The following is a 13,313-nucleotide window of genomic DNA, read 5'->3' on the forward strand; positions in this document are numbered from 1 at the left end:
AATATGCAAGAATTTTGGATTTTTAGAAAGTATACCAATTTATTTCAGCACATTTAAAAGACTTGGAGATTTTTGAATCTCTTCTAAATCATTAATATCTAAGCAATTATACATTTTATGACCATATAACTCACTTAAATCACCAACTTTTTCCAATTTTGGCCTAAATTCAATTTTCCCCCCAACTAAGGTTTCCACATAGAGAATACCCGCGCTATCTCCTTTGCTAAATTTAGAGTTCAACTGATCTATATTATCAATAATTATATCCAAGAATAGTTTGTTATTTTCTGGTATTTCAAAATATGAATCCATCTCAAAGTGTTCGATTTTTTTATTTGAAATCACCTCAATTGCCTCAATTAGGGAGATAAAAATATAATATCGAGTTTGTTCTCGCTGGTAGTCTTCTGGGAAGTGACCAGATTCAAAAAGAATAGTAGGGACACCTTGCATCTGAAAAGCATCACCAACACAATTACTATTAAAGGAATCATCATACCTTCCCACCTGCCCTGGAATTAATCGCTGCAAGGCTTTGTTCATAGCAACAATTAACCTCATTGCTACTTCCCTATTGCTAGAAATGCTTCGGGCTGGATCATTAGCTGGAGCCAAAAAAGAAACCGTCGCAAGCTTAGAGGTATTCCCTACATTAAAAATTGTGCGCTGATCGTGTAAATTAAAACAAAAGTCTGGTTTAAATTCATTAAACACCTCCCTTAACACTACACTCTCTGGCTGCGTTCTTTCCTGTGCATCCCTATTTAAATCAATTGAATTAGCATTGACCCGAGTATAAGCCATAGCACCATCAGGGTTTAAAATAGGAATTATTTTAAGAGTACAATTTTCTAAAATAACTGAGGCTAATTCCGAATCTCCTTTTAATAAATTGACTAAATCCAAAACAGCCTTAGTGGTGGTAGATTCATTTCCGTGCATTTGTGACCATAATAGAATACGTGTTTCTCCAGAACCTAAAGTAATAGCTTTAATAGATCTACCCTGAACCGATTCTCCAATAGTTGAAACTTGAAATACAGGAGTCAAAGATTTTAAAAACCGTTCTATTTCCTTATTAGTAACATACCGCCCTTCTACCTCTTTTACCTTAATAGCATTGTAATTGTACTTAAACATCTGAATTCTGAATATGGAATTAGTCACAAATATACTTTCAATTTAATTTACAAATGTAACCCACTTGATTACATTTGTAAATACTTTAATTTCAACAGATCTTTACTGCCATTACTTTTGTAAACAATTAAAACTGAGCTATATACAAATACTATATGTTGCATTTAATAACTTGATTATTAGCTGTATGTGTGAGATTATTTAAATGTTTACTTTTAGCTCTTTTGGTGCAATCAAGAAACCTTTCATGATTTATATGTATTAATTCATTACCTTTGATATCGATAAATTCACAATGATAAACAACTCAGACTTCATTAAAAGAATAGATAGGATACTTAAGTTTTATGATCTTTCCGCCTCTATTTTTGCTGATAAGATTGGCGTACAACGCTCTAGTATCTCCCACCTACTTTCAGGTAGGAATAAGCCAAGCTTAGATTTTGTAATGAGGATTGCTAAGACTTTTCCTGAAGTAGATCTTTATTGGTTGTTATATGGAAAGGGATCTTTTCCAGCCAAACCTAAATCTACCCCCTCGTCAACTCATCAAACTCCATCCCCAACACCCACCCCTGTAGTAACAAGCAAACAATCTGCATCAACAGACACCAAGTCAATAGAAAAAATAATTATTTTTTACACAGACGGGAGTTTTAAAGCTTATTCCGAAAAATAATACTTACCACAAGCCTACAGCAGAAATGAGTTAACATAGAAACCCTTATTAATTACCATTAAATAATGGTATTTTTGGTCGCTTATAACACCTAAACCTATATTTTGCGTTATGACTAAAAAAACATCATTAGGACTAGTAATCCTTTTAACAGCCATAAGCTCATGCCATCAACCGGAGAGAAATTGCGAGGATTTTAAAGACGGTAAGTTTTCCTTTACTGCATCAATTGACGGGGAAGAGCAAACTACTATTTTTGAAAGGAAAGGCGGAATTGAGATTGATCACTTCGAAGGAAAATCGGACACTTCCTCGGTAAGATGGATAAACTCTTGCGAATATGTTGTTAAAAAACTAAATCCTAAAAGTATGGCCGAAGAAAAGTCAATTCACATGAAGATCCTATCCACCACAAAAGATTCTTATACCTTTGAATACCGACTAGTAGGAAGTTCTAGCAAGTCAGTAGGAACGGCTATACGAGTGGAATAGCAATCACTCATACAATTACACTATCACGCATAAAAAAACCGTCATTTAGACGGTTTTTTTTATTTTATAGAATCCCAATTAATTAGGGCGATTAAAGGCCACCTCGGGGTTTAGCTTTTTCTGCTCTTCAAACAAACGTTGTTGCTGCTTTACAGTTAGTGTACTTCCATCTGGACTCCACCCTGGAGGACCGAAGATATACATTAACGCATGAGACAGTTTCTTAGATTTTTTAACATCATTATAAATATCTTTAAATTCATGCGTTAGAATCACTATTGGATTGTGAGAATTAGGCGCATTAGTAACACCGAATTTAACATCTATTGTCTCATCAAATTCTTTCCAAGTCCCAAAAATCTTATCGAAAATATTCAAAAATCCGCCATGGTTTTTATCTAAATATTCTACGTTTTGCGCATGATGCACTTGATGCATAGTATGCGTATTAAATATCTTCTCTAAAAAACCTAACTTGGGCACATACACGGTATGAAGCTGAAATTGCCACAAGGCCTCTATTCCAAGACAAACAACAACCATTTCTGGAGGAAAGCCAATCATTGGCATCCACATATAAAATAACGGCTTATACAATATAGTAAACCATCCATTTCTAATAGCTGTACCTAAATTATAATTGTCTGAAGAATGATGTACTATATGAGCAGCCCATAAGATTCGCACTTCGTGGTTGGCCCTATGAAACCAGTAGTAGGTAAAATCATCGGCAAGCTGACATAGCAACCAAACATACCAAGCATAACTAAAAGAGGCATATCCTAAGATGTTAGTTCGCACTCCATCAGTTATAGGGTTAAACACATCGTATACAAAGTTAAAGATTACAATTGAAGAAATAACTTTTATTAGCGGAGCTATAATTGCAGATCCGACACCCATAAAGCCACTTGCTGCAAAATCTTTCCAGTCGTACAACTCATCATCTCCGTGTGTTTTACTATAAGTGAGTTCTAGCAAGATAAATGCTATAAAAACAGGTACTCCATATACCAGGGGGTTGGTAAAATCCATATTTAAATTAGTTTGCCGTAAATATATAACAATAACAAAGGAAACCTTGGAATCCCCTTCAATTCAATATCAAATTTAGATTGCCCAAGCCCAATCTCTATACGTTTTTACTTGCTACGTTGCTTTAAGAGTTCATTTTGCTCTTTCATAAGTTTTTCCATGTTAGCCAACAACTCAATATTTCTTGGCGTAGCTACCTCCTTATTCTTAGGGTCTTCAGCTTTCGCTTTAAATCTATTAATAAACTTCACCACCACAAATATAGTCAGGGAAATTATCAAAAAATCCACTAAAACCTCAATCAAAGCACCATATCCTATGGCAATCTCCTCAATATCCCCCTTAGCCTCTCTTAAAACATACTGTTTATCAGAAAAATGCACATCATCTGTCAGTAAAGATAATGGAGGCATAATCACCTTATTCACTAAGGTAGTAACCACTTTATTAAACGCAGTACCGATAATGACCCCTACGGCCATATCTATCATATTCCCCTTAACTGCAAACTCTTTAAACTCTTTATAGAACTTCATCATCACTTTTAAAACAGTTTTATCTGGGACTCATCATCCTCCCCTGACATCTTATTTTTGCCTTTAGATTTTTCGCCCCCACTATTTGTAGAGCTCGCCCCCTCATCTTTCTTAACATCCACATTTTCTTCATCTACCACTTCCATATCACTAGGCTTAATTTCTTCTGGTTCCTCATAAGGGATGGGGTCTAAAATGTTTATATTCTTCACTCTATCCGTAGTTAGCTGATTACCTAAAGCTTTAATTCCTTTAACAGCTATAAACTCCTCTAAATCAACTATTAAATTCGGTTTAGGATCCTTACCTCTAGGCTTCACAAACTCTACTTCAATAACCGGTTTCCAATCTGTGCTAATGACTTCTAAATACGATTTTGGATGTTCGGTTATAAACAATTCTTCCTTGTTTTCACTTTCAATCAAGAATCGCTTCACAAGAAAACGTTCCTTTTCTCCATCATAATGTACAGCGGATAAAGGTTTTTCTGGATTCCATTTTTCAAGCACCAACATATCATCATCAAAGTGAGTAGAAAGATTTGGAGTAAAGGTTTTAGCAATTCCTTTTTGAGTTACCACTAACAACATATCATCTCCTTTAAATTCACCTAGCAACTCCCCACGTCCATCTACATTTAGCCTTCGCACCACCTCGTCAAACCAAATTTTCCTTGGTTTTAAGGTAGAAACACCTTTCTCTTTTAATTCAATTCGCTTTATAGAGTATTTAGTCACCAGGTTTCCTTTGGCGCCTCTTCCTTTAATAAGAACATCGGCAAAATCGATATCCCATTTAAGTTTCTTAATACTCCCTACCTGCCTAAGCAGCACCGTAACTACCTCTGCTTCTCCATTAGGGTTAGCGGAGAAATATAATACGGACGACAGAGGTTTGCCCTGAGTAAGATCATACTCTCTATCTCTAGTTACACTAGTGACATTAAATCTTTTAATGTAGCTGGCACCTCCTTTACCATCCCTATATATCATATTATAGATGGTACGTTTGTCTTTTTTCTTAAATACCGCTACATGGATAATATTTTTTCCTACGAAAATTTTACTATCCACCTTAGAGATCATCATTTTTCCTTCACGAGTAAAAACGATTATATCATCTATGTCACTACAATCCGTTACATACTCATCTCGTCTTAAGGAAGTTCCAACAAACCCTTCTTCTCTATTTACATAAAGCTTTGTGTTTCTAATCACCACTTTAGTAGCTTCAATATCATCAAAAATTCGGATCTCCGACTTTCGCTCCCGACCTTTACCGTACTTTTCTTTAAGAGATTTAAAATAGTCAATAGCAAAATCAATTAAATTGGCTAGATGATGCTTAATCTCAGCGATCTTTAACTCTAGGTTATCCAAGTGTTGTTGCGCTTTATCTAAATCGAACTTAGAAATTCGTTTAATCCTAATTTCTGTAAGTCGAACTATATCATCTTCAGTAACAGCTCTCTTTAAGTGTTTAGTGAAAGGTGATAAACCTTTATCAATAGCAGCAATTACACCTTCCCAAGTTTCTTCTTCCTCAATATCACGATATATTCTATTCTCTATGAAAATTCGTTCTAAAGAAGCAAAATGCCATTGCTCTTCCAATTCCTTTAATTGGATTTCTAGTTCCGCTTTTAATAGCGCTACCGTATTATCGGTAGATTCTTTTAACATCTCTGTTACGCCTATAAAAAGTGGTTTATTATCTTCTATAATACAACCCAAAGGAGATATTGAAGTCTCGCAAGAGGTAAAAGCATAAAGAGCATCTATTGTTTTATCTGGCGAAATACCGTTAGGTAAATGAACTAAAATCTCAACATTTTCAGCTGTATTATCCTCTATTTTCTTAACCCTAATCTTACCTTTATCGTTCGCTTTAAGGATAGAATCTATTAAAGAAGAGGTGTTAGTACCATAGGGTATCTCATTTATAACCAGCGTATTCTTATCTAACTGACTTATTTTAGCTCTTACCCGGACTCTACCTCCACGCATGCCGTCATTATAATTGCTAACATCTATAATTCCAGCGGTAGGGAAATCTGGGTAAATAGTAAAACGCTGCCCCTTTAAATGCTTAATAGAGGCATCTATAAGTTCTATAAAATTATGAGGCAATACCTTAGTGGATAAACCCACTGCAATCCCTTCTGCTCCCTGAGCTAATAAAAGTGGGAATTTCACAGGTAGATTTACAGGCTCCTTTTTTCTACCGTCATAAGATTTTTGCCATTCGGTAATTTTTGGACTAAAGACCACCTCCAAAGCAAATTTGGTGAGTCTCGCCTCAATATACCTAGAAGCAGCAGCGCTATCCCCGGTTAAAATATTTCCCCAGTTACCCTGAGTGTCAATCAACAAGTCTTTTTGGCCAATTTGCACCATAGCATCGGCTATACTAGCATCCCCATGTGGGTGATACTGCATAGTGTGTCCTACTACATTAGCAACCTTATTGTACCTTCCATCGTCCAGTTCTTTTAGGGCATGCATAATCCTTCTCTGCACAGGTTTAAAACCATCTTCAATTGCAGGTACTGCACGCTCTAAAATAACATAGGACGCATAGTCCAAGAACCAGTCTTTATACATACCGGTTACCTTGGTCAACGCATCTTTATGTTCTTCTTTATTATCTAGTGGTGTTTGATTCAGATCTTCATTATCTCCCATTCAGAAAGATTGGTATTAGTTTGGTTCGTAATTAATTGTCCTCTATAAGGTCAAGTTCAACTCTAAGATTATCAATAATAAATTCTTGTCGATCAGGGGTGTTTTTTCCCATATAGAATTCCAATAAACTTTCTATAGACATAGCCTTATCTAGCATCACCGGTTCTAATCTAATATCCTGACCGATAAAATGCTTAAATTCGTCTGGAGAAATTTCACCCAACCCCTTAAATCTTGTAATTTCAGCAGCACTACCTACTTTTTCCATAGCCTCTTGCTTCTCTTCATTGCTATAACAGTAATAGGTATTCTTTTTATTTCTAACACGGAATAAAGGTGTTTGTAAAATAAATAAATGATTTTCTTTTATTAATTCCGGGAAGAATTGAAGAAAAAAGGTAATTAACAACAATCTAATATGCATACCATCTACATCGGCATCAGTAGCAATTACTATTTTGTTATACCTTAAATCTTCTATAGATTCTTCTATATTTAAAGCTGCTTGCAATAAATTGAACTCCTCATTTTCATAAACGATCTTTTTGGTCATCCCGTAAGAGTTCAACGGCTTCCCTCGTAAACTAAACACTGCTTGGGTGTTTACATCTCTAGACTTAGTTATAGAACCCGATGCAGAATCACCCTCCGTAATAAATAAGGTGCTCTCCAAACAACGTTCGTTTTTAGAATCTCCTAGATGTACTCTACAGTCCCGTAGTTTTTTGTTGTGCAGGCTCGCTTTCTTAGCCCTATCTCTAGCTAATTTTCGAATACCTGATAATTCTTTCCGCTCCCGTTCTGCCTGCATTATTTTACGTTGCAGCTTTTCAGCAGTATCTGGATTCTTATGAAGATAGTTGTCTAATTGAGTTCCCACAAAATCATTAACGTAGGTCCTAACAGTGGGAAGCTCCCCTCCCATTTCCGTAGATCCTAATTTTGTTTTGGTCTGACTCTCAAAAACAGGCTCCATTACTTTAATGGCAATAGCACTGATAATTGACTTCCTAATATCTGAAGCCTCATAATTCTTTCCGTAAAAATCACGAACTGTTTTTACAATGCCCTCACGGAAAGCTGCTTGATGCGTCCCTCCTTGAGTAGTATGCTGTCCGTTTACGAAAGAGTGATACTCCTCACTATATTGAGTTTTACTATGAGTAATGGCAATCTCAATATCTTCGCCTTTAAGGTGGATAATTGGGTATGCCATATCGTCTAGGCTGTTATTATCCTCCAATAAATCCTTTAATCCGTTTTCAGAATGAAATTTCTCACCATTAAAAACAATGGTAAGTCCAGGATTTAAGTACACATAATTCTTGAGCATTCGCTCTACATACTCATTCCTATACTTGTATTTTTTGAAGATTTCCTCGTCTGGGGTAAAACTTACCTTAGTTCCTTTGCGCCTAGAAGATTCCTCTGGCTCAGTTTCGCTCACTAAATTTCCTTGAGTAAACTCGGCAACCTTAAGTTTATTTTCACGGGAAGACTCTACTTTAAAATAACTAGAAAGTGCATTTACCGCCTTGGTACCTACCCCGTTTAACCCAACAGATTTTTTAAATGCTCGGGAGTCATATTTCCCCCCTGTATTCATTTTAGAGACCACATCTACTACTTTCCCCAAAGGAATTCCACGACCGTAATCTCTAACGTTCACAACATTATCTCGGATTCCGATCTCAATCGTCTTCCCAGACCCCATTACAAACTCATCAATACTATTATCTATTACTTCCTTTAAAAGTATATATATCCCATCATCTGCCGAGGAGCCATCTCCCAGCTTCCCTATGTACATACCAGGACGCATCCTAATATGTTCTTTCCAATCTAATGAACGGATGTTATCTTCTGTATACTGGGTATTTTCTAACATTTTTAGGGCTTTAAATGAAAGTATCGCTAATATAGCAATGGTTATAAAAAGATGAAACCTCTAATTGTTAAAGTAATTAACAATACCAATCAAGGTTTTGTTGATAGCAAGAAACCTAAAGACAAAAATAATGAAATCCTTAAGAATAATCCTACTACCACTCCATTGCTGCAATACAGGTCTATTATACTAAAAATAATCCAATTTTCATCCCCTAATGCATAATATTGCAAAGGAGGGGAAATTACCTCAATTGAATCTATTAATTAAGTCATGAAAACGCAAGGACAGACACTTTTAGTATAGAAAGCAAGTAAGACTAACGATCTATAATGCAAAAATACTAGTTTACACGGAAGAATGTAATTAGCGTATTGGATTATACGTTAAAACGGAAGTGTACAACATCCCCATCCTTAACAATATACTCTTTACCCTCTACTCTCATTTTTCCTGCTTCCTTCACTTTAGCCTCACTTCCGTAGTTAACAAAGTCTTCATAAGCAATAACTTCTGCTCTAATAAATCCTTTCTCAAAATCAGTATGGATTACACCTGCTGCTTGTGGAGCTGTAGCCCCTACAGGAATGGTCCAAGCGCGAACTTCCTTTACCCCAGCAGTGAAATAAGTGTCTAGATTTAACAGCCTATAGGCACCACGAATCAACTTTGCTGATCCTGGTTCAGAGAGACCTATATCTTCCAAAAATAACTGACGCTCCTCATAACTATCAAGCTCAGTAATATCAGCCTCTGTACCCACTGCTAAAAAGATTACTTCAGCATTTTCTTTTGCAACAGCTTCTTTTACCTGTTCTACATACGCATTACCTGTTGTTGCAGCATCTTCATCAACATTACAAACGTACATCACTGGTTTATCGGTGATAAATTGTAAAGGTTTCACAAACTCAGCCCTATCTTCCTTGGAAATATCTATTGCTCTAACAGAATCTCCAGCTTCCAAGCCTTGTTTTACCTTTAATAGTACCGCCTCTTCTTTCTGAGCCTCTTTGTTTCCTGTTTTAGCGGCACGTTTTACCTTGTCTAGCTTTTTCTCTACAGTTTCCAAGTCTTTTAGCTGAAGCTCCATATCTATGGTCTCCTTATCGCGTATAGGATTTATAGAACCGTCTACGTGAACAATATTATCATTGTCAAAGCAACGAAGCACATGTAAAATAGCATCTGTTTCTCGAATATTACCCAAGAATTGATTTCCTAAACCTTCTCCTTTACTAGCTCCTTTAACCAATCCAGCAATATCTACAATTTCTACAGTAGCTGGCAATACTCTTTCAGGCTTAACAAGCTCTTCTAACTTCTCCAACCGGGGGTCCGGTACATTAACCACCCCAATATTGGGCTCAATGGTACAAAATGGAAAATTAGCGCTCTGCGCTTTAGCATTAGACAAACAATTAAAAAGAGTGGATTTACCTACATTGGGTAATCCTACGATACCTGCTTTCATGGTTATAACATATTATAAAGTAGAAGGAAAGCTATCCTGCTTTCCAAAAGCTTTTTTTAAACAGCGGCAAAGATACTATTTCTAAGGCTTCCTTTATCTATTTTACCGATTATAAATTATGTACAAAATAATTCAGTACATTTATTAAAACCAAAAAAATATCAACCATTATGAAACCAATTGGATTATTGACACTTCTAGCGATATTTGGCCTATCCTATGTATCAGCCCAAACATCGGTAACGGGAACGGTTACCGATCAAGACGGCTTGCCCTTAGTTGGAGTAAATATTGTAGAGAAAGGAACAACAAACGGCACTTCCACTGATTTTGATGGGAACTATAATATTTCCGTATTAGATAATGCAACCCTAGTCTTTAGTTATATTGGATATAACACCACAGAAGAAGCAGTTTCTGGCAGACAGACTATTAACATCTCTCTCTCTGAAGGCATGTTATTAGACGAAGTACAATTAGTAGGCTCTAGGAGCCCTAAAAGGACTTCTACAGACACTGCGGTCCCTGTTGATGTAATAGACATAGCAGAGGTAACCACCCAAAGCGGACGGATAGAAGTTAATGAACTTCTACAGTATGCAGCTCCATCCTTTAATGCTAATAAACAATCTGGATCAGACGGGGCAGACCATATAGACCCAGCTACCCTAAGGGGTTTAGGGCCAGATCAGACCTTAGTCCTCATTAACGGAAAGAGAAGACATCAATCTTCTTTAGTCAATATATTTGGCACCAAAGGACGAGGAAATACGGGTACTGACTTAAATGCAATTCCCGCTTCCGCCATAAAGAGAATAGAAATCTTACGAGATGGAGCGGCAGCTCAATACGGTTCTGACGCTATAGCAGGAGTAATTAATATTGTCTTAAAGGACAATACTAACAAGGTTAACGGTTTTATTAATTATGGTGCTTACAATACCAATGCGCCAGGTGATTTTCCTGCAGGAACTCCAAATACGGATGGCAATAGATTAGATACTGATAAAGATGGTAATGCTATAGGCAGTGACAAAAGTTTTGACGGCGGATCGGTAAAAGCAGGAGTTAATTTTGGTGCTGCAGTCGGAAATAACGGGGGTTATGTAAACGTTACCACAGAGTATGTTAAGAAAAATAAGACCCTTAGACCAGGATTCGATTTTAGAAGAGGGTTTGGTGAAGCCGCCATTGAAGGTTTTAATTTAATGGTTAACGCCTCAGTTCCCCTTTCGGAGAAGGCTGAATTTTATGCCTTTGGAGGTAGAAATTATAGGGATACAGATGCATTTGCCTTTACTAGAAACGATGGAAACAGAGTAATACCCACTATCTACCCCAACGGATTTAACCCAAGAATTACTTCAAATATTGTAGATAATTCAGTTTCCGCAGGATTCAGAACAGTATTGGATAGTGGATGGAAATTAGATTTTAGTAACACCTATGGGAAGAACAGTTTTCATTACTTCATAAAAGGAACCTTAAATGCTTCTATGGAGGAGGTTTCCCCTACCGATTTTGATGCTGGTGGACATAATTTGACACAGAATACATTAAATCTAGATTTCTCTAAATATTACGACGATGTTTTAGAGGGAATGAACCTTGCTTTCGGAGCGGAATATAGGACTGAAAACTTTATCATATTTGCCGGCGAGGAAGGTACATGGGGAACATATGATGTAAACGGACTTCTCATTACCGATCCTTCTAACCAAACCCAGCCAACAGACCCCATAAGCGGAGAATTGCGCCCTGGAGGTTCTCAAGGGTTCCCAGGATATGGTCCTGCTAACGAGGTAGATCGTGGGAGAAGCAACTTTTCTCTATATGCAGATGGCGAGTTTGAGTTTACCGAATCTTTCCTACTAAGTGCCGCTGCAAGATTTGAGAATTTTAGCGATTTTGGTAGTACTTTAAATGGGAAACTAGCAGCCCGACTAAAAGCATCTGAGGCAGTAAATATTCGAGGTTCAGTAAGTACTGGCTTTAGAGCTCCTTCCCTAGCCCAAATTTATTACAATCTTCGCTTCACCAATTTTATAGGTGGTGATGCAGTAGATCAATTACTATCCCCAAACAACAGCCCTGTTACCGCCTCATTTGGCATTGGACAATTAAAAGAGGAGAAAGCACTAAACGCTGGACTGGGTTTTACTGCAAACTTCGGGGATTTTACTGCAACCGTTGATGGGTATTATATAAAAGTTGATGATCGAATTGTATTGACTGGAAATTTTGATGCGCCACAAATCCCTAACGTGGAGGCAGCACAATTCTTCGTTAACGGAGTGGATACCAAAACTACAGGTTTGGACATTGTTTTGTCTTGGAGAAAAACATTCAATGAAAGCAAATTATCTGCAGCATTTATTGGGAATATAAATGATATGAAGATTGATAAGGTGAATAACGGCAACCTAGATGCCGAAACATTCTTTGGAGAAAGAGATAAGGGATTCTTATTGGCTTCCGCTCCTAAAAGTAAGCTTACGCTGAATATGAACTACAGTAACAATAAATTTGATGCAGGATTAGCGTTTACCCACTTTAGTAAGGTAGAGCTATTGGATTACCAAATGCTAGAGCCTACTTCGGACTATGCGAGCTTTGAGGATAAAATATTCCAATCTACCGATACCTATGACCCTAAATTGGTAACTGACCTGGTCTTTGGTTATCAATTAACAGAAGGCTTAAAACTAAATATTGGTGCCAATAACCTTTTTAATATATACCCAGACCAACAGGACGACTGGGTAGAAGGTGGCGGCTACTGGGATGCAGTGCAGATGGGATTCGGAGGCGCCTACTACTATGCAAAACTAGGGTTTAGCTTTTAACCACTCTCCTTCCTTTAGACTGAAAAAGGCCTGCTCATTTAATTTGGGCAGGCCTTTTCATTAACAAGCATCAAGAGCTTTTACATATTTTAAGGTCTTTTAACTCAACCAGTACTAATCTGGATGCATAAACCTTTGCTTACCAAGCAATTCTTCTTCTGTTTCCACATTGTCATCATCAGGCACACAACAATCTACCGGACATACCGCTGCACACTGAGGTTCATCATGGAAGCCTTTACACTCTGTACATTTGTCGGGAACTATATAATAAATCTCATCACTAACTGGTTCTTGAGACTCATCGGCATCTACCTCTTTCCCATTTGGCAATTTAACCTTCCCCTCCAGTAGGGTACCGTCACTATATCGCCAATCATCTGCACCCTCATAAATTGCATTATTTGGACATTCTGGTTCACATGCTCCACAATTTATACACTCATCTGTTATTATAATTGCCATTTTTTCTATTCTTTATATGCTGAATTAAATACAGGATCAATACTTTTGCACAAATATAAAGCCTAATAAAA

The 13,313-nt window shown here is 37.0% G+C and carries 10 protein-coding genes; 3 read left to right on the top strand and 7 right to left on the bottom strand.

Annotated elements, in window-relative coordinates; translation table 11 throughout:
- Positions 1-39: 39 nt before the first annotated feature.
- Positions 40-1,143 (bottom strand): M14 family metallopeptidase, encoded by a 1,104-nt coding sequence (locus H344_RS0107560; RefSeq protein WP_034256315.1) that lies wholly within the window; start codon positions 1,141-1,143, stop codon positions 40-42.
- A 295-nt stretch (positions 1,144-1,438) separates the two neighbouring features.
- Between H344_RS0107560 and H344_RS0107565 the strand changes: the two genes are divergently transcribed.
- Together H344_RS0107565 and H344_RS0107570 are read left to right on the top strand one after the other, a co-directional pair.
- Entirely contained in the window at positions 1,439-1,822 is a 384-nt protein-coding gene (locus tag H344_RS0107565) for a helix-turn-helix transcriptional regulator (protein WP_026809770.1), read from the top strand.
- Positions 1,823-1,933: 111 nt separating this feature from the next.
- Positions 1,934-2,314 carry a hypothetical protein gene (locus H344_RS0107570; RefSeq protein WP_026809771.1) on the top strand — a complete coding sequence of 127 codons (381 nt, stop codon included), beginning with the start codon at positions 1,934-1,936 and terminating at the stop codon, positions 2,312-2,314.
- Positions 2,315-2,392: 78 nt separating this feature from the next.
- Here the strand turns inward: H344_RS0107570 and H344_RS0107575 are convergent, their stop codons facing one another.
- The 5 genes from H344_RS0107575 to ychF all read right to left on the bottom strand — a co-directional run bounded on the left by H344_RS0107575 (position 2,393) and on the right by ychF (position 9,931).
- On the bottom strand, positions 2,393-3,349 hold the full coding sequence (locus tag H344_RS0107575; RefSeq protein ID WP_026809772.1) for a sterol desaturase family protein: 957 nt from the start codon (positions 3,347-3,349) through the stop codon (positions 2,393-2,395).
- Between the two features lie 107 nt (positions 3,350-3,456).
- Positions 3,457-3,888 (bottom strand): large-conductance mechanosensitive channel protein MscL, encoded by a 432-nt coding sequence (mscL, locus tag H344_RS0107580; protein WP_026809773.1) that lies wholly within the window; start codon positions 3,886-3,888, stop codon positions 3,457-3,459.
- Positions 3,889-3,893: 5 nt separating this feature from the next.
- A complete protein-coding gene (locus H344_RS0107585; RefSeq protein ID WP_026809774.1) occupies positions 3,894-6,569 on the bottom strand; it encodes a DNA gyrase/topoisomerase IV subunit A in 2,676 nt (891 codons plus the stop codon).
- Positions 6,570-6,600: 31 nt separating this feature from the next.
- On the bottom strand, positions 6,601-8,457 hold the full coding sequence (locus H344_RS0107590) for a DNA topoisomerase IV subunit B (RefSeq protein ID WP_026809775.1): 1,857 nt from the start codon (positions 8,455-8,457) through the stop codon (positions 6,601-6,603).
- Between the two features lie 379 nt (positions 8,458-8,836).
- Entirely contained in the window at positions 8,837-9,931 is a 1,095-nt protein-coding gene (gene ychF / locus H344_RS0107600; protein ID WP_026809776.1) for a redox-regulated ATPase YchF, read from the bottom strand.
- Positions 9,932-10,101: 170 nt separating this feature from the next.
- On the opposite strand from ychF, the gene H344_RS0107605 reads away from it, so the two are divergent.
- Positions 10,102-12,777: a TonB-dependent receptor gene (locus H344_RS0107605; protein WP_026809777.1), complete on the top strand. Its 2,676-nt coding sequence runs from the start codon at positions 10,102-10,104 to the stop codon at positions 12,775-12,777.
- Between the two features lie 114 nt (positions 12,778-12,891).
- Here the strand turns inward: H344_RS0107605 and H344_RS0107610 are convergent, their stop codons facing one another.
- On the bottom strand, positions 12,892-13,242 hold the full coding sequence (locus H344_RS0107610; protein ID WP_026809778.1) for a 4Fe-4S dicluster domain-containing protein: 351 nt from the start codon (positions 13,240-13,242) through the stop codon (positions 12,892-12,894).
- Between the last annotated feature and the right edge of the window lie 71 nt (positions 13,243-13,313).

It is taken from the genome of Arenibacter latericius DSM 15913, assembly GCF_000424985.1.
Lineage (GTDB): Bacteria > Bacteroidota > Bacteroidia > Flavobacteriales > Flavobacteriaceae > Arenibacter > Arenibacter latericius.